This is a genomic window from Paenibacillus sp. LS-5, assembly GCF_056121505.1.
The window spans coordinates 1-25,164 of record NZ_JBWAVA010000010.1 but is presented as its reverse complement, the minus strand read 5'-3'; the positions used below and the strand labels follow the sequence as shown (position 1 = coordinate 25,164).

14 protein-coding genes and 8 tRNA genes are annotated in these 25,164 nt (G+C 43.6%); all 22 read right to left on the bottom strand.

Annotated features, from left to right (window positions below; all coding sequences use genetic code 11):
* Nucleotide 1 precedes the first annotated feature (1 nt).
* Nucleotides 2–3,085, bottom strand: a complete 3,084-nt coding sequence (locus tag AC0MA3_RS15740; RefSeq protein ID WP_474656868.1) for a sensor histidine kinase — start codon at nucleotides 3,083–3,085, stop codon at nucleotides 2–4.
* A 12-nt stretch (nucleotides 3,086–3,097) separates the two neighbouring features.
* Nucleotides 3,098–4,150: a DNA cytosine methyltransferase gene (locus AC0MA3_RS15735; RefSeq protein ID WP_474656867.1), complete on the bottom strand. Its 1,053-nt coding sequence runs from the start codon at nucleotides 4,148–4,150 to the stop codon at nucleotides 3,098–3,100.
* A gap of 82 nt (nucleotides 4,151–4,232) precedes the next feature.
* The gene (locus AC0MA3_RS15730; protein WP_474656866.1) at nucleotides 4,233–5,843 is read right to left on the bottom strand and encodes a Tn7-like element transposition protein TnsE; all 1,611 of its coding nucleotides are present in this window, start codon (nucleotides 5,841–5,843) and stop codon (nucleotides 4,233–4,235) included.
* Entirely contained in the window at nucleotides 5,831–7,621 is a 1,791-nt protein-coding gene (locus AC0MA3_RS15725) for a TnsD family Tn7-like transposition protein (protein ID WP_474656865.1), read from the bottom strand. Before AC0MA3_RS15725 ends, AC0MA3_RS15730 begins: the two co-directional genes overlap by 13 nt.
* A 14-nt stretch (nucleotides 7,622–7,635) precedes the next feature.
* Nucleotides 7,636–9,309, bottom strand: coding sequence for an ATP-binding protein (locus AC0MA3_RS15720; protein WP_474656864.1), 1,674 nt, complete (start codon nucleotides 9,307–9,309; stop codon nucleotides 7,636–7,638).
* A complete protein-coding gene (locus AC0MA3_RS15715; protein ID WP_474656863.1) occupies nucleotides 9,306–11,507 on the bottom strand; it encodes a Mu transposase C-terminal domain-containing protein in 2,202 nt (733 codons plus the stop codon). Before AC0MA3_RS15715 ends, AC0MA3_RS15720 begins: the two co-directional genes overlap by 4 nt.
* A gap of 3 nt (nucleotides 11,508–11,510) precedes the next feature.
* Complete coding sequence (locus tag AC0MA3_RS15710; protein ID WP_474656862.1) at nucleotides 11,511–12,335, bottom strand: TnsA endonuclease N-terminal domain-containing protein; 825 nt, start codon at nucleotides 12,333–12,335, stop codon at nucleotides 11,511–11,513.
* Nucleotides 12,336–12,601: 266 nt separating this feature from the next.
* A complete protein-coding gene (glmS, locus tag AC0MA3_RS15705) occupies nucleotides 12,602–14,434 on the bottom strand; it encodes a glutamine--fructose-6-phosphate transaminase (isomerizing) (RefSeq protein WP_474656861.1) in 1,833 nt (610 codons plus the stop codon).
* Between the two features lie 688 nt (nucleotides 14,435–15,122).
* The gene (glmM, locus tag AC0MA3_RS15700; RefSeq protein WP_474656860.1) at nucleotides 15,123–16,463 is read right to left on the bottom strand and encodes a phosphoglucosamine mutase; all 1,341 of its coding nucleotides are present in this window, start codon (nucleotides 16,461–16,463) and stop codon (nucleotides 15,123–15,125) included.
* 110 nt (nucleotides 16,464–16,573) lie between these two features.
* Nucleotides 16,574–18,049, bottom strand: a complete 1,476-nt coding sequence (locus AC0MA3_RS15695; RefSeq protein ID WP_474656859.1) for a CdaR family protein — start codon at nucleotides 18,047–18,049, stop codon at nucleotides 16,574–16,576.
* Nucleotides 18,042–18,872, bottom strand: coding sequence for a diadenylate cyclase CdaA (gene cdaA, locus AC0MA3_RS15690; RefSeq protein WP_379162586.1), 831 nt, complete (start codon nucleotides 18,870–18,872; stop codon nucleotides 18,042–18,044). Before cdaA ends, AC0MA3_RS15695 begins: the two co-directional genes overlap by 8 nt.
* Before the next feature lie 207 nt (nucleotides 18,873–19,079).
* The gene (locus AC0MA3_RS15685) at nucleotides 19,080–19,694 is read right to left on the bottom strand and encodes a zf-HC2 domain-containing protein (protein WP_379162583.1); all 615 of its coding nucleotides are present in this window, start codon (nucleotides 19,692–19,694) and stop codon (nucleotides 19,080–19,082) included.
* A gap of 121 nt (nucleotides 19,695–19,815) precedes the next feature.
* Nucleotides 19,816–20,382: an RNA polymerase sigma factor SigW gene (sigW, locus tag AC0MA3_RS15680; RefSeq protein ID WP_379162580.1), complete on the bottom strand. Its 567-nt coding sequence runs from the start codon at nucleotides 20,380–20,382 to the stop codon at nucleotides 19,816–19,818.
* 654 nt (nucleotides 20,383–21,036) lie between these two features.
* Nucleotides 21,037–23,829 carry a phosphoenolpyruvate carboxylase gene (gene ppc / locus AC0MA3_RS15675; protein ID WP_379162577.1) on the bottom strand — a complete coding sequence of 931 codons (2,793 nt, stop codon included), beginning with the start codon at nucleotides 23,827–23,829 and terminating at the stop codon, nucleotides 21,037–21,039.
* A 529-nt stretch (nucleotides 23,830–24,358) separates the two neighbouring features.
* Nucleotides 24,359–24,432, bottom strand: a tRNA-Pro gene (locus AC0MA3_RS15670).
* Between the two features lie 15 nt (nucleotides 24,433–24,447).
* Nucleotides 24,448–24,521, bottom strand: a tRNA-Gly gene (locus tag AC0MA3_RS15665).
* 12 nt (nucleotides 24,522–24,533) lie between these two features.
* Nucleotides 24,534–24,607: transfer RNA gene (locus tag AC0MA3_RS15660), tRNA-Pro, on the bottom strand.
* Nucleotides 24,608–24,619: 12 nt separating this feature from the next.
* Nucleotides 24,620–24,696 (bottom strand) — tRNA-Arg (locus AC0MA3_RS15655).
* 6 nt (nucleotides 24,697–24,702) lie between these two features.
* Nucleotides 24,703–24,777: transfer RNA gene (locus AC0MA3_RS15650), tRNA-Gly, on the bottom strand.
* A gap of 8 nt (nucleotides 24,778–24,785) precedes the next feature.
* Nucleotides 24,786–24,869, bottom strand: a tRNA-Leu gene (locus AC0MA3_RS15645).
* A gap of 16 nt (nucleotides 24,870–24,885) precedes the next feature.
* A tRNA-Lys gene (locus AC0MA3_RS15640) sits at nucleotides 24,886–24,958 on the bottom strand.
* Nucleotides 24,959–24,963: 5 nt separating this feature from the next.
* Nucleotides 24,964–25,037, bottom strand: a tRNA-Gln gene (locus AC0MA3_RS15635).
* Between the last annotated feature and the right edge of the window lie 127 nt (nucleotides 25,038–25,164).

Sequence of the window (25,164 nt, the reverse complement as noted above, 5' to 3'; positions counted from 1 at the left end):
ATTAAATATCATCTCCAAAGGCTTCTGTATTAAACTCAATGCAAAAACATGCACCACTAAGCGGTATTAATTCTTCACCTTGGTTTATGAGGTAAAGTTTATGGCCTCTGCTTTCTAAAATATCTCTTGATAAAAAAAGTCCCAAACCTCTACCTTCAACTTTCCTTGTAAAAAACGGTTCAAAAATCCTTGTTTGATCTTTATTAGGAATGCCTGGACCTGTATCATGTATATATAGTTTGTTATCATTAGCGTAAAAATGTATTTCTTTGGTATTCTGATTAAGCAACCAATATATAGAGTTTGATATTATGTTAACTATAGGAGTAAACAAAACGGCTTCATTTTCTTTAATTAACAATTCCTCTGAGAAGCGGATATGAACTTGAATATTGTATCTATTAATATCTGATTCAAAATATTCAAGCACGTTATCAATGAACTGTTTTAAAAAAATTCTTTCCTTTCTTGCTCTAACTTGACGGTATAAGGGATTCATCCTCTGGTGTAATCTTTCTAAAGATTTAAATGCATTTCTTGTTCTCTCAATCACCGGCAACGCCTTAGTTTTACTTAGAGATTTATAAAGTATATTTATATTCTCGTTTATGCTATTATACAGAGCATTAAATTCGTGACTAGTAAGTTCAGCAGCTAAGCCAATTGATGAAAGCTCCCTATACATTATGACTTCTTTCTTTAAAAAACCAATGAAATCGTCATCTGAAAAATACTTATCGCTATCCATTAACTTATCTTTGGCCTCATGTAAAAAACTCCGTACGTTTCTTGTAAGATCCATTGTTTTTATTTCGACTGAAAACTGTAATAATTCTTGCTGGGCTTTATTTATTAAAAGTTCATGCTGGCTAATCACGGTATTAGCCTCTATTTCGACATTTGCTGGATCAAGTATATAATCAAAAGATTGTACTTTCTCTAGAACCTCATATAATAAAGCATTACTCTCTTCTAACTCCATTTGAATAGATTCAATGAACCGAAGCTGAGACTTTCTTAGATTAATTTCATAATTATGAATTATGTCATTAATTAAAGTATAAAATTCTTTTTTCAAATCATTTAAATGTTTACTTATCGTCTCATCACAAAGAGGCTTAAATACATTATCTTTCCACTTGGTGATTTGATAAATTCTATCCGAGAGCGCATCAACCTTATCTTTATTACTGTCGTTAGCAGTACTAAAGTCGGGTTCCTCCAAGTTATTGATTGAATCTTCTATGAAGCTCTCTAATTTAGTTTTATACATTTTAATCAGCAAGCCTGCATGATCAATTTGATCTAGAATCTCTGGAGAATGAAAATATCTCGAATTATAGGGAATTATCAATTCATCCAAATCAGCAATGAACTTATATAGTTCCATTTTTATATAGAATAATTCGTCAGAATATTCCTGTATATTGGCACATCTGTGTTCTAAATATTTTACTTTTGATTCTAATTCCAATTGAATGATGTTCTTAATACGATTGTAGCTACTATCCACCTGCGTTTGAAATGAATTCAATACATCCATTAATTCACGGAAATACATTCTTTCTCTTTTTTCTTCTTCTCTCTGTTGCTTAATTATTCTTTCGTCTCTTTCTCTATCCTCTTGTAATCTCTTAATTCTTTGAGCGCGCAGTCCAGATTCCTTTGTAGATTCAAGAAAATCTCTTGCCCACCAAACCAGTAGATTTTGGCTGACTGCTATAAAATATTTGTAGAACGTATTCTCTACAAAACCTTCTCTACTTGATTTATCAATTAGGTTTTTATTTTTAAGTTTACTAATCTCCAAAAAACCATACATTCTTCTATGACTGAAAAGATAGTAGCCTGCTCCTTTTGAACGTCTTTCTTCGATTCTCAGAAAATCGTTTCCTGGCTCTCCGTAAGGTAGTATTCTTAAACCATCACGGAAGACATATATACCTCCAGAATCGCTTAGTTTTTCACGCATCATATTTGATTGTTCTTTCGTCAGTGAAGTTAGATCATCTCTCCCTTCAATAAAAAACCACTTAACATCAATAGGACCGCAATCTGCCATACTGCTTGTGTGGATGCCATTGGTCAGTTCAATATTTGATACGTCAAAAACATCAGTGTCAGATGAATTACGAACATAAACCTGCCCAGTAAATAAGCCTTCTTCTATTTTCCCCTTAAGAGCATAATCATATAATTCAATGTCATCTGGATTAAACCATGATTCTCTTTCTAATTTTTGACCATCTATATGTATACGTGGAGTGAAACCATCATTACTAATTTCATCTTCTTTTTTATCAAATAAATCAATTAAATTCGAGAAAGACACAAGCACATTTTGAAGCCTACGTTTTCTCTCTTTTCGGCTCTCGTCTTCAATATTAGTCTTATAAATTTCCCAATCCCAATCGTTCTCAATATTTCTAATGAAAAAGATTGTCCCTCCACCTCGAGATTCATTTATTTGTATTCTTTTATAAATATCCTTAGAAAGTTTGAAGTTAAGAATTTCGCTCCTAATTTTTGATTTTCCATCATCATTCCATTTATTTGGATAATCAAGATTTTCAATCAATTCATTCTTTAGAGATTGGAAATCGTTCTCCAAAAAGCTATTCAGATCAGATACTGAATTAAAGCTTCTTGTTGGTATCTCAATATCTTCTAAAAACAGCTGTTCATTTCTAAATAAGCCCCAGTGTAAATAAAGCAGAGACCACACATTCTCAACCTTTTTTTTCGAGATGATCAACAACTGATTTCCTAGCAAAGATATAGCCAATCGACCGATACCTTTTTCACCAATTTTAATGCGACGTTTGGAAGTTTTCACAGGTGAAGCTTTTGCTTTAGAATAAGTGCCTATAGTCAACCAGTTATTTACGAGGTCTTTTTCATTCATTCCATCGCCATCATCCCAGACCACTATATGTTCTTCTTTTAAAGACACATCAATGAGTCCCTCGGATGCATCAGCATCATAAGAGTTTCTCAATAACTCTGAAATTGCTGTAATCTCATCTCGAATTTGCTGCTTACCCAGTAGGTCTACTGCTCGAGCTTTGGTTCGAAATCTTGCCAAAAGAACCACTCCTTATTTAAGACTTGTTGCTTCTGCAGCCTTTAGAGCTGTAATTATCGATTTTCCAAGTACCTTTGCTAACAATGGTGGAACGGCATTACCTATTTGTTGTCTTATATCACCTTTAGTTCCAATAAATTTAAACTTATTATCGAAGCTCTGAAGTATTGCCGCTTCTCTAGATGTTATGGGTCTATGTTCTTGAGGATGAGCAAATCTACCTCTAGTAAAGTTATCAAATCCTCCCGTGATTGTTGGTGCAGGCTTATCCCAAGACATCCTACCATAAACGTCCGGCCAACCTGTTTTTTTCTTATGACATTGTAACTGAAGTCTTCGAGGTAAGCATTTTCGTCCACTACCTTGAGGAACATACTTAATTCTCTCCCGGTTTATCTCCGTAATATTTGCAAGAGTATGATTTGGTAATTCAGGATGTTCCGATCCATCTGCTGGTGGTGAATCTAGTCCTCTTAACGCCTGCCTCACAGTAACCCATTTATATTGTGGGTGACTTACTTCAGGGAATGTATATATACAATTAATATCCTTACGAACACCAATTACAATCGTCCTTTTTCTGGTTTGAGGAACACCAAAATCAGCACAGTTAATTTCTCTTACAATGATATTATATGTGTTTGATAATCCTTGCTGAAGTAGATTAAGATATGCTTGGCCACGCTTTTTTTTAAAGGTATCCACATTTTCTAACAAAAAAAACTTAGGCTCTATTCCTTGTACTAATCGGATATACTTTACTATTAATCTATTTCGTTTATCACCATTCTCACCATTTTTGTTTTGTCTAGAAAACCCTTGACAGGGAGGTCCTCCGGATAAGAGTGTGAGTTCACCCTTTGCAAGTTTGGTCTTTTTTAATATTTCCTCTGCGGATATTTTTAGTGCATCTGCAACAACAGCTTTTTTATTTATATTATGCTTAAATGTTTTAATAGCTGACTCATTATGATCAAATGCATACAATACTTTGAATCCTGCTTTTTTTAGTCCGTAAGCTAGTCCCCCAGCACCACAAAAGACTTCAATACAAGTATATTTCACAGTTAGTTACCTACCAGTCTTAGTTATCTTCTAAGTAGATTATATAGTAAACTGTTAAGCTTCACACAAATTTTTGTTTATATTATTGTAGTTTACTACATATTCTGCGAGACCAGTCTTTTGTGGAATCCCCTGTAAGATGTTTGATTTTTTCTATTTTCAGGTTGTTAATTTGACTTAATATTACTTTATCCCAATGGCCACTTTTAGATACCAGACTATTCAATAGATTACTTATTTCATTCTCTATCAATTTCATGGAACTATCTCTAAATGGTTCTAGTAAAAGTGTCGATATCGACCAATTATCCGGCCGTGCAACCTCTATAATGTACTTCGTAAACATACTATTTGATACTTGGACAATAGCACAGGTTCGACTCGCACCATTTGGACATACCGAAAACCGTTTGCCAGGCGGAATTCGAACTATAGACATTCGGATAGAAAATGAAGTCATTTCCTTCAGCAATGCTATCATTTTGAAAAAATCTTCTAGACCAATAGCTTCAGAAATCGGAACCATCTCTAAAGTTTGAAAATCAATAGGTGGAGTATCGCCGCCCACGATTGAATCTTGAACACTGACCTGTCTAGGTTGGTCCAAATTTTTGCCGCCTCTACCTGTATTAACGACCACATCGTCTCCCGCATGCGTTTGTTTCACATTTTTCTTTCGAGTTCTCACGACGGGAAAATTAATAAATTTCACAAAAGTAGGGGGTGCTTCAAGTACATCCTGATTTGTATCTTCTTTTGCATGTTCACTGTTTTCATTAATTATAACGTCGTCGTTCTTGGATTGATCGGGTATCCGTAACCGCCTGTCTCCAAAGACTGATTCCTGCCGCTTTTTGGAGTGATGCCAGAAGTCAATTTCGGTTGCCGGATGCGTGAAGCCGGCGAACCCCACAATTTCTTTCACCAAAACCCTATTCATGAATTGATCGCCCCTTACTATCAGTTCGATTGGACCGGTAGAGGGAAGCTCCACATCAAGAGGATTCCCCTTTCTAAATACCTTCTTGGGATTAGTAGGAGAATCGGCTATTGCTCTACTGAACAATCTTTGATAAACGGAATTCCACATGGTATTCATTTGGGGGTCTAGATAGATCCATGACATATGACGGGCATTACTCTCATTAGCCATTGTATTAGGTACCCGGGTTCCTAAATGAAAGTGAAGAACATTATTCTCAAATTCACATCGTTCAATAAGTTGTTCTAGACCATGGGGCTGCATCAGCGAATATGCCATTAGCCGCGAATTAATAAACATTGCTCTAAGAAGCTCGACAACAGGAATACAGACCGTTATATTCCCCACTGTATACTGAATAATATTTTGCGTTCCTAACTCCGGATTCTTTCCAAAGTCGATGAGACGCTTGGGCAATTGAAACCCATTTACAATCTTCCCCTGATCAAGTGAAGGTATCGTGAATGTATAAGACGATCCGCTTATTGGGCGGACTTGATTAAGCACACCCTTCGTGTATATTTGGCCGATTCGTAATAGAGGGATTGCTCCCCAGGCTCGAGACAGGACTTTAACCTCACCTCGTGCTCTTCTAAAGGCAACTCGAATTCTCCAGTCACCTTTATAATCCGTGTACGGTGATCCAAACCAAATTAGTTCAACATCCTCATTTTCCTCAAACGGCCAAGGACTGAATTCTACTGAAGCCATTGCGTCGTCACCCTATCTGCAAAGTTCAAGGTATGTAATCCTTGACCGCCGTAATAATCAAGCGCGTCAGATACCGCACTAGAATAACCTGGTCGTATTCCGGCCTTTCTGATTAATTTCCACCGTTTAATGGGAAACTCATCATGCATTTGTTCTGCAGCCCATCTAATTCTGCGTATTTGAAATTGATCAACTGTTTCGAGACGGTTCGATAAAATAGCCATCGTGATCGGAAGCTTATCTTTATGTTTTTCAATTAATGCAAGGTTTCCAATACGTTTGCCAACTGAGGCATATGTAATTCGAACAGGCTTCATGTCCCGATCGGCAAGCATCTTATTGCACACCTCTTCAACCTCCCAGCTCAATTCGAGGTCGCGCTTCTCCCAGTCAACACGAATGTAGCATGCATTATGCGCATTACGTTTCTTTTTGGAAGTTCCCTTTTTTATTGTTAGGGGAGACGCAGACGACAAGATCACTTCATTGCTGAAGCTCTCATGTTCCGGATTAAGCCGTGCGTACTTAATGACGGTATTTGTATCCACGCCAAGCTTCTCGGCGGCAGCTCGGTACGATAAACCCTTGTCCATATAAGCCACTAGTTGATTCTTCCAGACAGGTCCAAAGGCTTTAATGCGGCCGATGCGGTAACGATCCTCTGTGCTCTGGTCCGGGCCTCTTCTGGAATAACAGAACCCGCAGCTACAAGAGAATGTGCCTACCGCTCTCCCAGTGTCTGAACAACGCGTAATTTTCAAGTGAGTGATACATGGTTCTCTGTAATGATCCGCAGCCTTATTTAGACATGGCCACGGGCCTTTACCAAAGGGAGAATGGCTCGTATTTCTTTGCTCCAGGAAGCTACTGAAAGAACCAAAGAGGAACCGTATAAGCAACAATCGTCTTAAAGGGTGAACGGCTCTACGAGCTTTCCTTGTAGACACTGCCAGCCAGGAGTAATCATTTCCATAGGTCTGACAGTTCAGGAACTCCAGCATCTCTTTACCATAATGAGAACTTAGTTTCATCTCAAGCTCGCGCTGCCGAATTCGATTGGCTGGGGTCAAATAGCCTTGTTCACTTAATTTATGTAATAGAGAGTCTCTGGAATCGTATAGATGAAGTGAGTGACCAACGCTAAGCAACAACTGAACATCCTGAGCAATTTCAAGCAATCGTAGGTGAGTCCTTTCTGGAACAGGCGATACCATTGGATGGGATTGAAATAAGTGTCTTGCTATAGGCAACACCGTTAAACCGTGTCGATCTGAAACAGGATGTGTTATGCTGTGAAGCACAATACGATGTTCTGGACAAACCATGCCCCCGACAGCCTGATGCACACGGTGCCAATAGGGCTCGCCAAACCGCTGGATATCTTCTTCATAACATGAGGGGCAAAATCGCAATTTACCGTTCCGCTCCATGGAACTCGCTGTAATACCAACCAGCGTATGAATCCCTGAACCGTCATTGCTCCTCATCATCTGCTTTAATTGTCGGCTTCTATTCTGAGGAAGAAAGGGGGCGTAATATGAATATAAAGTATGCTCGTCAATCCATTGATCTGATGTTATACCTATGATCTGGCTTCTGGGGGATAGATTATCGAGATGACTGGGAAGATCCAATGTAGGAATAACCTGATCTGTACCGAATAATTCCCGAAGTGTCCATTTCGGGCTGGAGTTGTTCATCCGCAGGTGATATCTAGTAATCACGCTATAGAGTAACTCATCCGGGTAAGGGAGAGGCATACCGCCATACATATCCATACTTCCACCGCCTTCTATCCGATAAACTCCATTGGATCTTTAATATATCCGGCAACTTTTAGTGAATCGTATGCCGGCAGCTTCTGCTTCTTGCCCAGAGATACAATTACGCGTAAATCATTTGGTTCTGTCGGTGTTGATTTCACTTTCGTTTTGCTTCGCAGAATAGACTTTTTAGTAGAAGAATTATCATTCTGCACTTGTAACGCAATCTTCAGCGCTTCTTTGTGTAGATCCACTGTATCCAATTCATGAAGATGCTTCTGTACTACAACCTGCGCTGCTTTTAATGCGATGGCTTCTCCTATGCCAGCCTCAATCAGCCACCCATTAACATCAGACACCGTTTGCTCTTGCAGGTTATATCCAAGCTCCGTCTTTATCACCTCAAGCCGCGCAGCCTTACGCTTCTCGGCCTCAATTCGATCCAGATAGTCATCTATAGATACGCTGTCATAAATGTCAGCAAACTTCTGAATTTGATTCTTCTTCCCTGAGCGTAACGCTTCAAGTGCTGGCTTAATCAGCATAAATCGATCTCTGGCCACAGAGCGGATAAGTTCCGGTGTAATATGCTCGATCTCCTTGTCCAGCGCACGCCACTGCGTCAGCATAAACAGCTTAATTGCAATATCCGATATACCTTGAGATTCCTCAAACATGATATCTATAAACTCAGGCGTTAACTCAACTTTTTTGTCAGTCCACTGGTACTTCCACAACCCTTGCAGAAGCCATTCCCATTCCTCATCTTTCTGAAAATGGTGCCAGGTTGCATCACCTTGCCCGCTATTGCGTCTCGCATTCCTGAATTCACCATTCAAGGCAGGCAGCGCTTTATAGGTACCAACTAGAATGACAGGAAGACCAATCGTATTCACCAGTTGGACGAAGAAGTTCAGCATTTGTGCAGCCCGATCATCCTTCGCTTCCTGCAGATTCTGAATTTCATCAATGACAAGCACACCAAGGCAATGCACGGCGGCTGCCTGAGCCATAATCGGCAATAATTCATCCGTCGTTTTTGTTGTATTCTTCTTGTAATACTTCGTCCCGACTAAACTGTCAACCGCCAACAGAAAATTCAAACATAAGCCTCGTATAGATCCATCATGCGGACAGTCCATTTTTAGCCATACAATCTGATAGGGAGCAGGCATATCCTGACCTTTATACTTTCGATGCAAAATTACTTGTGGATACATCTGAAGGATACGCATCAGACTGCTTGATTTCCCGATTCCGGATATGCCAACCAGAGCAAATCCTGCCGATGTCGGTGTGTTCACGGGATAACCATTTGTATGACCTTTCATAATGAGCTCATAGGCATCTTTACGGGCTCTGAAGGCATAGTTGGGGGTAAGAGGATTGCGGCCTACATAACCATCCCTGATCAGTCTGGAGAGACTCTGTTGAAGTTCAAGATGTCTCGATAATGGCCTGAAGAAATCTCTTGAAATCCGCTGTACACAATGCATTCTCAAATGGACCGGTAATTCTCGTTCAGCAATATTGAAACTCGGATTGGATGCCAGCCGCTTGGCTACAGTCTTGTCGTCCCAAATAGGCGGCAAAGCCTCCAAGAGAGGATTATTCCTATAGTCCTCAAGCAGCGGATCTTGATAATCTGCCTCCACAAAATGACCACGGCTGAAGTGAAATAATGGAACATCTATCTCGTTCACTCTTCATCACCGTCTTCCTGCAAATAGGCTTTAATCTTGGAAAGCTTGTCAGCCGGGGGTATATAGGCTTCTTGCGGTTTTGTTGTCGCATCCCGGTTCATCGGTACTAAGTTATCGTCCTTCGAAGTCTTTCTTTCAACTGTACGAGATTCAGCTAGTTGGAAAACCTCCTGTGGCCGATTCAACTGCTTTTCTCCGCTCCGATTCCCCCTGATTCCTTTAACACGCTGGTTACTACTTATATCGCTATTGCGTAACGCCTCATTTGTCTTTTTCGTCGCTTGCTCTACAATGGCTTGGGTCTGCGCATCCAAGTCAATCTTGGCCAACATATTATTTATCTTGTGATGTCTGCCATGATATCGTTCAATCTCCAATAAGTCGTCTACTTCTTCAAATCTCTTGTTAAGATATCGTTCTTCTCGATCAAGCAGCGTGCATACCTCGAACTGTCTTCCAGCATCCAACCATAAGTAGATTTCATTAGTGGAACGCGGGTCATAGCACACTTTTACACGCCAAGTCTTGCCGACTCTGGCCTTCACGAACCATTGCTCTCGCATCGCCAGATCACATCCATAATGGACGCCTTTGAACTGGATTCCAGCAGCTGTAACCGTAGCTTCTCCCTGGGGAAGTAGATTGAGCTTAACAATAGCTTCAGGAAGCTTCTTTAAGCGCCCCGTCCGATTTATTATTCCCCACTGCCATAATTGGTACGGGATCGGTTCAACATTATCTGCTATTATAAATTCATTGCGATCATACCAGAGCATACGGTGATTGTTGTTATGATAAAGAACGTATTGGATCATAATCAGAGTAAACTCTCGTAACGTCAATTTAGCGTCAAGGCGATAATCTCGTTCGCCGCGTTCTCTGAAGCGTTCCTTGATTGCCCCTGGCACAAATCGAACACTTCTCAAGTTCACAAGCCGAAACTGTTGCTCTACAATTCCTTTCCAGTCCGCTCTATAAGGCGGCGCATTCTCGACATCCACACCAAGAACGTCAATAAGTCTAGCTGGTTTATCGCCCTCCAGCTCACCGCGATCTGCTGTAAGCTTTTGCGGCAAATGGCTGCTCATCCATTCCTGCTCGGTAATTTCAATGCCGTATTCGGCACAATACCGTACTTTATCAGCTGTTGTATTGGCTAAAGCCATCATGGCGCCAACCCAGCTAGGGCCTTCCAAGCCAATGTATATTCCAGTTATATAGCGGCTAAACACATCGATGACAATGTAAACAATCGGACGGCCAATAATCCATTCGCGCTGATATTCGCTAACCAGATAAACGTCTGCAACCGTAGCATCAATCTGGAATCTGGAGCCTGGACCGAAGCTTTGAAGAGTAGAGCTTCCGAGTATTGGGCGGTGATTCAGTTCATATCTCTTTTTTCCGTGTCTACTTTTAAGCGTATTTGCAAGGTCCTGCTCTTTCTGAAACCAATACTTATATTGGCCAAATGTGGGTAGCTTCTCCGGGGGAGGGAGAACGGGAATCAGAGCTTGTCCTTCTTGGCGGTATCCGCTTGCGAAGAATTTCTCCAGTGTTTTTTGGTAAGCATGTTTTAAAGGAGATTTCTCCTGAGTGTTATAAAATAATCGTATTCCTGATCTCAGTAATTGCTTGGTTTCTTCGTCGATGTTTATACCTGCTGGCTCATGTTCAAACTTTCGAGGACGCCCACGTTTGGCCTCGGTAGGAGTACGATCATTGCCGTAACTACCGCAATTGTTATAGTGAGGCAGCAGCGTATTCTTCATTTTCCCGCCCTGCCAATATCTGCGTAAGTAGCGATAAATTGTACTTTTATGAACAGCAGTTCGTCCCTGAACCTCTTGGATTTGAGCCCCTCTGAATTTCTTGTCATAGCAGTTCGGCTCATCCAGGACGATATCTTTGATAGTGTCCCATGACTTATCACGGAGCGCCAAATGCTCAGGGGCAATATCAGTATCAATTACAGGGACGCTATCATTGATCCAATCCACTTGTCTGCAAAGCTTCGATGCAATACCTGCTGCATATTCCGAATAAGCCTTCATAACAGGAAAAGCCTTATCATCATCCATTGCAATGCAGTAGAGGTATTCCTCATTTGGTGAGATCCATAGTATTCTCTCAACCTGACGCACATCGGACTCAGGCAACTGCCATTCGACTACCATATTTTCATAGAGTATCTGCATATCTCAGCCGCCTTTCGCCAATAAGCCATCTGCTCCAGTGATATGAAACTCATTAGCACTATTCGATGGATTAATCTTCTCATTCATGTTTACAGACCAGATCTTTCTGGCTACAAAATGTCTGAACATAGCCAGGGCTGTCCCGGCTTCCAACCCCATTTGTTCATCGCAAGCGAGACACGCTCTAGCTATTGCAGTCCCTGATTGTATTAAAGCAGCTAGTGAACGCTCCAAGCTCTGAACAGCAAAGATCCCAAGTTTTCCGACATCCTCATTGTGATACTCTTTATGAATCCATTCGACATTGCGAATCAACGTATAAGGCAAATCACGCTCAGTCACAACTCCCCAATCTACCTGATGTGACTCCCAGTATATTCGTTCAATTTCAAATTTCTCTAATATGCGTTCGTTCTCCAGCTCTTTAGCAGGCTTAACCGTCCTCGCATATTCCTTATCCCTATATGTAATTACAAAGTCCGTAGTCATAACAATATCCACGCCAGTTCTAGGGTCTTTGGGATGTGCGATACCAAGCTTGTCAGCAATCAGCTTCGTCTCTTCAAGCGGAAGGAGGGGATATTGCTCACGGATGTCTGTTACTCCATCGGCATAATCCAGAGCATAGAAATAATCGCGTTCCAAATCGGACAAGAAGGTGTGTTGTCTGCCTGTGGTCCAGCCAACACCCCGAGTCGATCTGCCTGTTGAGGGCACATCCTGTACTCGCAGCCACGGAAGATAATCGGCTCCCGTTCCTTGTCCTCTGCCTTCTTTGATAAACCTATCAATCTTCACTTCCGTGATTTCACGTTTTCGTTTGGCCAAGATGACAACACCTCCTTTAAAAGAAAACAGGGCTACCCGAAGGCAGCCCCGTATGGAGTCATGATGTTATTCTGGATGTAAGTTCTGTAGACAGTAGAAGAGCTCCTAGTAGCAGTATGTCCAATCCCGTCAGTCTAATACTTTATTTTCTCAGTCTACAACTTTATTTTCTTAGTCTAATACTTTATTTTCCGAGTCTAACACTTTATTTTTCAGTCTAACACTTTATTTTCTTCTGACAAAATATCTATATCCTCTTCCCTACCCTACTCCACAGTAACGCTCTTCGCCAAATTACGTGGTTTATCCACATCGTGACCCAGGGCCAGTGAGGCGTAGTAAGCCAGCAATTGCAGCGTCACTACGGATAATGCAGAGGTCAGCAACTGCAGTGTCTGAGGAATCACGAACACCTGGTCAACAGATCTAAGCAGATCGTTTGCATTCACTTCATGAGTGATGGCCAGCACGTGTGCACCGCGAGCTTTGACTTCCTTGATATTGCTGACGGTTTTCTCTAGAACGGATTCCTGAGTTGCCAGGGCAATGACTGGAACGCCTTCTTCGATCAGCGCCAGTGTACCATGCTTCAGTTCACCCGCAGCGTAAGCTTCGGAGTGAATATAGGAGATTTCTTTCAGTTTCAGCGATCCCTCCTGGGCTACAGCGTAATCTACGCCACGGCCGATGAAGAATAGGTGCTCATGCTTAGCAATTTGTTCAGCATAAGTCTTGATCGCTTCTTTTTGCGACAGGATTACTTCTACTTGCTCCGGCAATGACTGCATAGCTGCCAGAATCTTGGCAACTTCAGCTTCAGACTGAGTACCGCGAACTTCAGCCAGATACAGACCGAGCAAAGTGAACGCGATCAGCTGTGAAGTGTATGCTTTGGTTGAAGCTACAGCGATTTCCGGACCAGCTAGAGTTACAAGCACACTGTTTGCTTCGCGGGCAATAGAGCTGCCAACTACGTTAGTGATAGCCAGAACATGGGCTCCGTTTGCTTGACCTTCACGAAGAGCTGCAAGTGTATCTGCAGTTTCACCGGATTGGCTGACTACGATGACCAGGGTTTCTGGTGTAACGATCGGCGAACGGTAACGATATTCCGAAGCGATATCATTTTCTACAGGAACACGTACCAAGGATTCAATCAGGTTGCGTCCAACAAGACCCGCATTATAGGCGGTACCGCAAGCAACGATTTGTACGTTGCGGATATTCTTGATCTGCTCTTCGGTCAGGTTCAGCTCAGGCAGAATTACTTTGTTGCCTTCAGCATTCATTCTTCCGCGCATAGTATCACGATATGCTTTTGGCTGCTCGTGGATTTCTTTCAACATGAAATGCTCATACCCACCTTTTTCTGCAGTAACAGCATCCCAATCGACAGTAATCATTTCCCGAGAAATAAAATTGCCTTCAATCGTCATCAATTCGACAGCATCCCGTGTCAATACAGCCATTTCGCCGTCGTTCAAAATATATACGTTACGAGTGTATTCCAGCAGAGCAGGAATATCCGACCCGATAAAGTTTTCTCCTTCACCCAAGCCAATGATCAGTGGACTTGCTTGACGTACAGCTACCAGTTTGTCGGGCTCATATTCGGTCAGAACTCCAAGTGCAAATGCACCACGCATGAAGGTGATTGCTTTCTGTACAGCTTTCACGATATCCCCTTCATATTCACGGGCGATCAGGTGCGAAATAACCTCCGTATCCGTTTCGGAAGTAAAGTGGCATCCTCCGGCGATCAATTCCTCTTTAAGATCCAGATAGTTCTCCACAATCCCGTTGTGTACGACTGAGAACTTCTGACTCTCATCCGTATGCGGGTGCGAGTTCTCATCAGAAGGCTTGCCGTGGGTTGCCCAGCGGGTATGCCCGATTCCGGCACTACCTGTCAGTGGAGTAGCTTCAAGTCTAGCTTCGAGATTCGCCATGCGGCCCTGTGCTTTTACAACCTGAAGACCATCCTTGGTAAAAACAGCAATCCCGGCCGAATCATACCCACGATATTCAAGCTTCTTCAATCCCTCTACCAAGATCCCTTGCGAGTTCTGATTACCGATATATCCTACAATACCACACATAATAATTTCCTCCGTCCAATTTATAGTGTGGGCGGCATAAGGAAAGAAACGTGCCATGCGGCAAGTTTTTGAGAAAAAGCAAATATTCTGTTGTATTTCAGACCCAGACAAGTGGACACGGCTATAGAGCCCTAAAGAGGGCAATATCCCTTACAATAACCATCACTTGCAATTATGTTCATGAAATGTACAGTCTTCTCCTCTGCCGTGGCAGAACACTCAGTGTTTCTTTCCGTTACTGCACTAACCCATGAATTTGTACTTTTTCCGATAGCACCCACAGAAACGTTGTGTGAAAGGTCGCCCTCGCATTTTCCGTTTCCATTTACGGCTCTGGTGCATCACCGGGAGGTCCCCGCCGAACATTTCGAACACCTCCACCTCGTCAGCTTACATCTGCCGTGATCCGTTCAAGCCCCGCCGATATCCGGCAATTTAAAGGCTGTCCCTTCTCCCCCGCGCAAGATCAAGCTCTGGCGCTTGCTGTTGCCTACCTTACTATCCCCGCTTTCCTTCTGGAATGACACTTTATCTATTATATGCACCTTACATCGTTTTGGCAATGCTGAAAGGTATGAATACTTTTGGTGCTGTTACAAGATAGTGGGCTATATACAGATTCAGCCGGTGAAGAAGCCTTAAACCTTTTTCTTCACAGGCTGAATTATTTATACATTAATATCGTTAATTACACTAATTCACGCTGAACGACATCAACAATTTGACCTACATAGAGATCCAGCTCCGCCTTATCGGGGCCTTCAGCCATGACCCGTATTAACGGTTCAGTCCCTGAAGGACGTACCAGTACTCGGCCGTTATCGCCAAGCTTGCCTTCAACATCTTGAATAGCCGCTTCAATAGCCGGATTGTTGGGATAATTGGTCTTATCCTGAACACGAACATTCACAAGCACCTGCGGGTATTTGGTCATCATTGATTTCAGCGTACTGAGCTTCTTACCAGATGACTTCATTGTGTCCACCAGTTGGATTGCCGTTAGGATGCCATCACCTGTTGTATTGTAATCCAGGAAAATAACATGACCGGACTGCTCTCCACCCAGATTGTATCCGCCCCGGCGCATTTCTTCCATCACATAACGGTCACCGACTGCAGTCTTGGCTGTATTCAGCTCCAGTTGTTCTGTTGCTTTGTAGAAACCAATATTACTCATAACTGTGGATACAATGGTGCCATCCTTAAGCTTACCGGCGCGATTCATCGCATCTCCGCAGATACAGAGGATAAAGTCACCGTCAACTTCGTCGCCCTTCTCATCAATAGCAATCAACCGATCAGCATCTCCGTCAAAAGCAAGTCCCAGATCGGCGCCTTGGCGTAGCACCTCTTCACGTAAAGTTTCCGGATGCGTGGAGCCGAAGCCGTCATTAATATTCAGCCCATCCGGTTCTGAACCGATAGCGATCACTTCTGCACCAAGCTCTCTGAACAAGCGTGGAGCCAGTTCATAAGCCGCTCCATGGGCACAGTCCAGTACTACCTTAAGTCCTGTGAAGTTTTGGGAAATTGTTGTTTTGAGATAGTTCAAATATAAATATTTCGCCTCATTATCTATACTTACTGTTCCCAGACCAGCACCCACAGGGCGTGGCAATTCATCAATTTCTGCATCCATCAGTTCTTCAATCCGCAGCTCGGTTTCATCTGTCAGCTTAAACCCGTCTCCGCCAAAGAACTTAATGCCGTTATCTTCAACCGGATTATGCGAAGCTGATATCATTACTCCTGCATCTGCCTTAAGTAATCTTGTAATATAAGCCACAGCAGGCGTACTCACGACACCTAGCCGGATAACCTGAGCACCAATGGACAACATTCCTGCTACAAGAGCGGATTCCAGAAGAGGACCCGAAATTCGCGTATCCATGCCTATAACCACCTTAGGCTTCTCTACATTACCAGCCAATACATACCCACCACAACGGCCGATACTGTAGGCCATCTCTGCTGTTAATTCACGGTTTGCGACTCCGCGCACACCATCTGTTCCAAAATACTTACCCATCTTTTTTCTCCTTTTGAATACGCTGCATTAGCTTAATGAATTATTGTATGAACGAAATATTATTTCGGGTACCTATGTCACATATTATAGACGTTTACTAAAAGAAAAAGTTACGTTGCGCCGGTTGCGCCAGGGCTTCCACTGTTGTTCGCAGTCCCCTCAGTACCAGAAGTGCCACTGTTCTCTACCGTCCCCTCAGAAGGAATAGGTGTCGAGGTAGGGCTAATCCCTCCTTCGCTCTGAGCAGGCTCCGTTGGGCTCTCCACGCCAGAGGCAGGCTCAGCGCTAGGCTCGGAGGTTACCGTGCCTGAATGGGTGCTATCGGGAGCCTTCGTAGCTTCAGGCGTTGCCGGTGTCTGCATCTCCACCGTTGCCCTTAAGCGTTGTGATGCATTCTCTAGAGCAATAAACCTGGGCAGCGAAACATGGAGCGTTACCACATGAGTTCCGGCTGTGATGCCCACAACGTCTGCAACCACGCTGATATTGTTCTTATCCACCTGTTCGAGCAGATTTGGGGCTCCCGATACAATGAGCGAAATCGTTTTGCTAGCGGGATCTGTAATCCGTGCGGTAAGTCCGGTATCTACTCCCTCCAGCTTGATGGGAATGTTATCGATGGTCTTCTGGGCAATTTCCGAGGTCATCACAGAAACATTTAATACCGTAGGCTCAATCTTAGCGACACTCTTCGGAGCGGCCAGTTCCAGCTTTAGCTCCTTTGTTCCTACAGAATCAATCGAACTTAAGTTCAATGTCGCTTCATAGGATGATAAAGAAGCCAAAGCTTCTTCGGTTCCATATACAGTTACCGTATCTTGTTCCGGCATCACCTTCGATAAAGCCAAGCCCCCCGGTAGTTGACCGCTAAAGCTGATGTCCAGCGGCAGACTTTTGAACGGAAGGGTAATTGGCAGCTCCACAGTTACGGCCGACGGTTCAATGACTGCATCCTTTATCTCGTTACCGCTACTGTCATATGCATACAGCTTCAACTTTTTCTCTTTAAGCGTCTCACTTTCACCATCCAGCTCAATGGTTCCTTGCACTTTGACAACCTTACTGAGTTCACTGGCAGCAAGCGTAACCTGCGCCTCCACTGCTGCTGGATCTAATGCCGGTGTACCGACCTGGTAGCCGGGTGCAGGCTCTCCCTTAGTAACGATGGATACTGGAAAAGACTTAGTATTTCTAAGTTCCACATGCACATTCACTTCATTTGGCTTAATATCTTCCAATATTACACCGCTGGGTAAGGAGTAATGCAGTGGGAGCGTCGAGTCTCCTGGTTGAATATTGCTCAGATCAATCCATACTTTATAGGCATCAGAAAACTTGTAGGTGAGATCCGATTTTTTGCCCATGACTTCAAGCCTGACACTATCAGCATCCCTTGATGTGATTACGTATTTATCCTCATCAAAGCCGGTATCCTCAATCTTCACATTTTCTATGGTTTTGGACTCTGTGCTTACTGTTGTCTGGTTCGCAGGTGCAGTATCCACATGGACAATAATCCAAAGGATGATAGCGAAGGCAAGCGCGAGAATTTTGTTGAAATTATTATTCTTCATCCACTTATCCATTGCTCTTATCCCCCCTCCGTTTCCAAAAGGCGGAGCTTTTCTCCTTCAGCGGCGAAGTGGCGCGAAGCTCCTCATAAAGCTTGGAGATCAGAGATTCTTCCTTAATATCACGTACGATCTGACCGTTAATTGCTAATGAGATCTGTCCGGTTTCTTCCGAAACCACAACAGAGACAGAATCTGCAACTTCACTAATCCCGATGGCTGCCCGGTGACGGGTACCGAGCTCCTTACTAATAAACGGATTCTCCGACAGCGGCAAATAACAAGCAGCGGCCGCAATCTGCCCATCTTGCATAATGAGAGCACCGTCATGCAGCGGAGTATTGGGAATAAAAATATTAATTAACAGCTCAGAGCTGACTACAGATCGCATAGGAATCCCAGACTCGGTATATTCATTGAGTCCCGTCGCTCGTTCAAAAACAATTAATGCACCAATCTTTCGCTGTGCCAAGTAATTGAGTGCTTTAATGACTTCACCGATCAGCTTGCTGATTTCCTCATCATTCTCGGCAGCCCGTCCAAAGAACTTGCCCCGTCCAAGCTGCTCCAGCCCCCTCCGCAATTCCGGCTGAAAGATGATAAATATCGCAAATATCCCGAACGTAAATATCTGGTTCATCAGCCACTTGAGCGTATATAAATCAAGCAGAGTACTAAGCGCCCAGATAACCACCAGTACCAGGATTCCTTTTAGCAACTGTATCGCCCGGGTTCCACGCACCATATTGAGCACTTTATAGATGATATAGCTGACAATCAGAATATCGATTATATCTTTAATGGACTCTTTCCATGTTAGGTCTGTAAAATAACTCATGCCAAAACCCCCGTCATTTCATATTAGCTGGGTTTATGTAAACTGTCTGTATGTTCTGTATCATATCTAGGTTATAACGTTCCAGCCCAGGTTGCAAGTTTCAGCCGTCTGGGAAACGCATCACCGAATACCCACACAACAAAAAAGCGCCATCTTTCCGGAAAAAGAGGCGCAAATAATATTCCTTCTAAAAGCAACCAGGTGTCATTACCGGTAGGCAACTTCAGAGAACATGTTCGTCACTTTATACCAGAGCCAACTTACCGCTTGGTCTATGCTTTTGACTTGCCCGGAGATATGAGCTGTTGAAGCCTGGTACAAGGAACCGTCGATCACAGTCACATTACCGTTCACTTCCCCATATACCTGTGTTTTACCGTTCTCCACCGTTAGATCGCCGGATATCGTCTTACCAGAAGGTACAATGACCGTATCCCCTTGAATGACAACCTGTTCCAGGTCAGTTCCTCTGACTACAAGCTGTCGATCCTGATTCCAAAAAGTAACAGAGCTCATCAGCATAACAAGAATGAACACGGACGCCGCTGTAAGTGCGGGATGCCGTTTTATCCAGGTCACAAATGCCCGTTCCTTCTTGACTTGAGGAAGTGAGTTCATAATCCGGTCTACAAGATCCTCCGAAGCCACAGGACTGTGGTGTATCAGGGAAAACATCAGCATATCGGTCTGTTCCAATTCTTTGAACTTTGCACGGCAATCTGTACAGGATAGAAGATGCTCCTTCAATTCCCTCTGTTGCAGCTCGGGCAAGTCGTCATCCAAGTAGTCGTGCATCATAGAGACGGCCAGTTTGCATTCCATAGGAGCCAATCCTTTCATGAGTGCTATTTAATTATAACATGACAAAGGGGCAGGGCGCATAAGACTTGCTTAACTTACATACGTCGCTGCCAATCATACGTTTCATAAAAAATAATCTATTTTACATTTTAGGGCCTAATTTTTTACGTAAAAATTCACGTCCGCGATGTACACGGGTCTTGATCGTTGTTACAGGCATATCCAGCACATCGCTAATCTCCTGAAGTGACAAATCCTGTAGATAGCGCAATATCATCACTGATCGATATTTCACAGGCAAACTGTCAATGGCCTCATAGATCAGCCTCTGCGTCTCTGAGAGCAGCAGCTCGGTTTCCGGTGTCACATTATCACTAGGAATCATGGAATAACCGTCAATACCTTCCTGATCGTTCATCTCGGCATCCAGTGAATACGTCGGGCGCCGTTTGCGAAGACGGTCAATACAGAGGTTCGTGCCAATCCGGTAGATCCAGGTTGAGAACTTCTGTTTATCATCATAACGGTCCAAATTGCGATACACTCGCAAAAAAGTTTCCTGAACAATATCCTCCGCTTCATGTCGGTTGTTCAGCATCCGGTAAGCCAGATGATATATTTTGTCTTTATATAGTTCCACAAGCTCGGCAAATGCCCTTTGGTCGCCCTTCAAGGCGAGCTTTGTCAATCTGCCTTCCAAATTCTCCACCTGTTAACTCCCCCAGACTTGCCGCCCTTGGTCTTTCATCCCTTGAATGTCCACGGTACAAGCTCTTAAATGGTAATTCATGTTTGGTCAAAAATCAAGGATAGTATTGTTACTTTCTATGTAGGCTGGGCAAACACAAGTGCACTGAGGGGAAGATGAATATAACGGGACTCCTAAGAATGTTCGGCCCTCAGGGTGCTGTTGTCTCCAGTTTTTTGAATGATACCGCTTTTAGCGGATCAAATCCGAAGACAAAGACGGACACTCAGGTTCCTTACAGTTCCACAACTCTTCTCCATGCCTTCTCCTCACCTGTCCCCTATGCATGCACTCTTCCCGAAATCCATATCGACAACATTGGAAGGAGAATAGGGAGGGAAGTAGTTTGGTCGTGACAGCTTTTTCATCCAGTACAGTGTCATAACAGATTCTGCTATCCAGGTTATTGACTCAAACTAAAAAAAAATCCCCGTCCGGCCCCTATAAAGAGGCAGACGGAGATTTGGAATAGGCTTTACCGGCTTCCAGGTCCAAGATCGTGAAGAGCGAGACCAGTAAGTTCTAAACATCCAAACAAAATCAACCTCTTCCAGATCAACCTGAAAGACAAGTCGATCATGATTAAGGTCATATAACTAACCTTGATATAGAAGATCAGCCGGTATTCCGTAAACCTGCAGCAATGCCGTTGATCGTAAGCAGCACTTCGCGGAGCAGGTCGGCATCATCACCGTCTACTTCACGTAAGGCTCTAAGCTCCGACAATAGCTGGACCTGTAAATAGCTGAGCGGATCAACGTATGGATTACGCAGACGAATGGACTCCTGAATAACAGGTACATTATCCAAGATGTCCTGCTGTCCGGTGATTTTGAGAATCAGCTCGGAGGTCAGCTTGAATTCCGTTTCTATCTGTCCAAAGATACGCTGACGCGCCTCATCATTTTTGCCCATGCTGGCATATTCCTTGGCGATAATCAGATCAGCCTTGGCAATCGCCATCTGCAGAGTATCAATTAATGTAGTGAAGAACGAGAAGTTTGCATACATATCCTGCATCACCTTCAGGTTCTCCTCATTGTTGTCATAGAAACTTTGTAGTCCCGTACCAGCAGCATACCAAGCAGGAAGCAGATAACGGCTCTGTGTCCAGGCAAATACCCAAGGGATCGCTCGCAAGTCTTCAAACCGGTCGCTATTCTTTCGCTTAGAGGGACGCGAACCAATGTTAAGCTCTCCAACCTCAGGAAGCGGTGTTGACTCCTTGAAGTAGGTCAGGAAATCCGGATCACGGAAGATCAGGTCCTGATACTTGTCTAATGAAACCTCGGAGATCCTAGCCACAATTTCTTCCCATTTCGGCTCATATAGATCCGTATGGGGAGATCTGGCGTTAATTGCAGCTGTGACCAGTGCGGAGGTTGCCTGCTCCAAGCTACGGTAGGCTATTCCCTGCATGGAATACCGTGAGGAGATGACTTCTCCCTGTTCCGTAATCTTGATGCCTCCACCGATTGTAGAAGCCGGTTGCGCCAATATACTTCGGTTTAGCGGCATGCCTCCACGTCCCAGTGCTCCTCCGCGGCCATGGAAAAATTTCAGTTTTATGCCGAATTCATCTGCCGTTGCCGTAATTTCCTTCAGAGCTACACGCAACTCGTAATTGGCTGTAACTACGCCACCATCCTTATTGCTGTCTGAGTAACCCAGCATGATCTCCTGCAGATCGTTCATTGCCCTAACTGCATCCCGATAAATCGGCAGGTTAAGCAGCGTACGCATAATTTGTGGAGCATCATGAAGATCGTCAATGGTCTCGAACAGGGGTACAGCCTGTAATGTACAAACTACAGTACCATCATTGTCTTTTCGGAATAATCCCACTTCTTTGGCGAAAACCATGACCTCAAGAATGTCACTTGCAGCTTCAGCCATGCTGATCAGATAGCTGGTGATACACTGTTTACCGTACTCTTCTTGTGCCGTATAAATAGCGCGGTACACTGCAAGGCATTCTTCAGTGCTCTCACTGTAGGACTGATACGGTGAAGTCAAAGGTCGTGGATCATTCAACAGCTTTTCTAGAAGATCAATTTTCTCGTTCTCCTGGAGCTTGGCGTAATCCTGTGTAACGTTCATTTTGGCCAGAATTTCTGCCATCGCATTCTCATGCTCCTGACTATGCTGGCGTACATCAAGCGTCGCCGTATGGAACCCAAACAACTCCACCTGGCGAATCAGCTTCTTAATATAAGTATCTGCTACATAATCTGCATAGTGATGACGCAGACTCCGGTCTATCACGTTCAAATCATCTATAAATTCCTCTGGTGAAGAATAACGCTCCAGCGAGCCCTTCTTCTCATCATCCATAACGTTCTGGGTCTTGGCAATCATATAGGCAAGCTTAATACGGTAAGGCTCATTATCATTATGCCAGGACTTAGACTTATCCAGATTAATAAGGCTTCTATTCACCTCAATGGATTGCAGTAACTCCGGTGTAACATTTACGATACTGGTGCTAAAGCTCAAATACTGCATCAGATCCCGCATAATGCGCTGGTACTCCCGTATAGCCAGCTTACGCTGAAGTCTTAGTGTCTGCAGAGTCACAGCCGCAGTCACCGATGGATTACCATCCCGGTCGCCACCGATCCACGAACCAAAACGCAGATACGTAGGCACGTGCCAATTCTGGCCCGGATAGTATTTGCTTAGACATCGTTCAAGTTCTTGATACACATCCGGTAGTACCTGGAATATCGTCTCATGGAAATAATACATTCCATTACGTACTTCATCCAGCACCGTTGGCTTGCGATCGCGCAGCTCATCTGTCTGCCACAAAGTAATAACTTCATTCAGCAGTTTCTCGCGAAGCTGTTCACGTTCCCGGAAGGTAAGGGTTGGGTTATCCAGACCCATGACATCATCGGAAATACGTTTATGAATATCAAGAATCGCCCGCCGCATGGCTTCTGTAGGGTGAGCGGTCATGACCAGCTCCAGAGAAAGACCATTCATGATCTCATGAACATCCTCGTGTGAGAAATCCCGCTCACGGAGCTCCTGAATCGCACTTTCGATAGAACCAGGTTGTACGGTCTCTCCTGCTGAACGTTCGTAGTCGCGTTTACGGCGAATCCGATGATTCTGCTCAGCGATGTTCACCAATTGAAAATAAATAGCAAACGCCCGTATCACCTGGTGACGATTCTCCGGATCAAGTGAATTAATTAGCTCCTTAAATTCATTGTGCAGTTCAGGCAAAAACAATGAGCGTAGTGATTTGCTGGTTTCACGGATCTTCTCCACGATTTCCAACAGTTCGTTACCGCCTTGGTGAACCAAGACTTCGCCCAAAATATTCCCCAAGAACCGTACGTCACGCCGCAGCAGATTGTTAGAATTGCTTTTGCTGACGGCAGTCGTAAGTTCGGTCATGCTGCTCCCCCCATCCTCTTCCGGATCAATGTTTTTAACATTGTCTATTTGAAGCTTTCCTCATATCATACAATAAAACTGCCCGGAAATCTTCAACTTTATTGCGCTGTAAAGCGATACAGCAATTAAGATTATACACCAATACGACTATTTATACAGTTATAAATATATTGTGTATTTCTTCCTATTATTATTTCCATTCTGCGTTGAGTATATGATGCTTTGATGTTAACATTCATAACAAAACCATCGAAAAATAACCCATTGATCTATCGATTTGTGAATTTTAGTCACACAACAAAACGTGTTTTTATTAAGAAGTTTTAAGATATCCATACCAAGGAGCAGTTTCTATTTACTTTGTAAATATGAATTTTATTAAAATCATTCAACCAAAGTTTTTTCATTTTTTGTCTTTCTTGTATCTCAGTCAGGAAAACCATGGTCTCCTGAAACAATGAGATACTTTCTATTAACAAAAAAACTCTTACCAAAAGTAAGAGTTCATGTCAGCTTAGCAGCTGAGATATCGGGATGACACGATTTGAACATGCGACCCCCTGGTCCCAAACCAGGTGCTCTACCAAGCTGAGCTACATCCCGAAACATATAAAATTATGGAGCGGGTGATGGGAATCGAACCCACGCTATCAGCTTGGAAGGCTGAAGTTCTACCATTGAACTACACCCGCATAGATATAAAATCGGGATGACACGATTTGAACATGCGACCCCCTGGTCCCAAACCAGGTGCTCTACCAAGCTGAGCTACATCCCGTTATTAAATAAATGGCGCGCCCTGAGAGATTCGAACTCCCGACCTTTTGATTCGTAGTCAAACGCTCTATCCAGCTGAGCTAAGGGCGCAAAATATGGAGCGGACGACGGGAATCGAACCCGCGACCCTCGCCTTGGCAAGGCGATGCTCTACCGCTGAGCCACGTCCGCAAATAAAGTGGTGCGCGTGAAGGGACTTGAACCCCCACGTCGTAAGACGCCAGATCCTAAGTCTGGTGCGTCTGCCATTCCGCCACACGCGCATGATACTAATAAAAGTGAGCCATGAAGGACTCGAACCTTCGACACCCTGATTAAAAGTCAGGTGCTCTACCAACTGAGCTAATGGCTCCCATTTGGCAGGGGATATAGGATTCGAACCTATGATGACGGAGTCAGAGTCCGTTGCCTTACCGCTTGGCTAATCCCCTATGATGGATACCTATAGTGTGTCCACAATCTCTTCCAGTATGAGAACGATTATGGTGGAGGCTGAGGGGTTCGAACCCCCGACCCTCTGCTTGTAAGGCAGATGCTCTCCCAGCTGAGCTAAGCCTC

Coding starts and splice junctions, on each gene's coding strand:
- AC0MA3_RS15725 (WP_474656865.1), bottom strand. CDS start 7,621: ATGGATATGTATGGCGGTATGCCTCTCCCTTACCCGGATGAGTTACTC.
- AC0MA3_RS15695 (WP_474656859.1), bottom strand. CDS start 18,049: ATGGATAAGTGGATGAAGAATAATAATTTCAACAAAATTCTCGCGCTT.
- AC0MA3_RS15715 (WP_474656863.1), bottom strand. CDS start 11,507: ATGCAGATACTCTATGAAAATATGGTAGTCGAATGGCAGTTGCCTGAG.
- AC0MA3_RS15730 (WP_474656866.1), bottom strand. CDS start 5,843: ATGGCTTCAGTAGAATTCAGTCCTTGGCCGTTTGAGGAAAATGAGGAT.
- ppc (WP_379162577.1), bottom strand. CDS start 23,829: ATGACCGAACTTACGACTGCCGTCAGCAAAAGCAATTCTAACAATCTG.
- cdaA (WP_379162586.1), bottom strand. CDS start 18,872: ATGAGTTATTTTACAGACCTAACATGGAAAGAGTCCATTAAAGATATA.
- glmM (WP_474656860.1), bottom strand. CDS start 16,463: ATGGGTAAGTATTTTGGAACAGATGGTGTGCGCGGAGTCGCAAACCGT.
- AC0MA3_RS15685 (WP_379162583.1), bottom strand. CDS start 19,694: ATGGAATGCAAACTGGCCGTCTCTATGATGCACGACTACTTGGATGAC.
- glmS (WP_474656861.1), bottom strand. CDS start 14,434: ATGTGTGGTATTGTAGGATATATCGGTAATCAGAACTCGCAAGGGATC.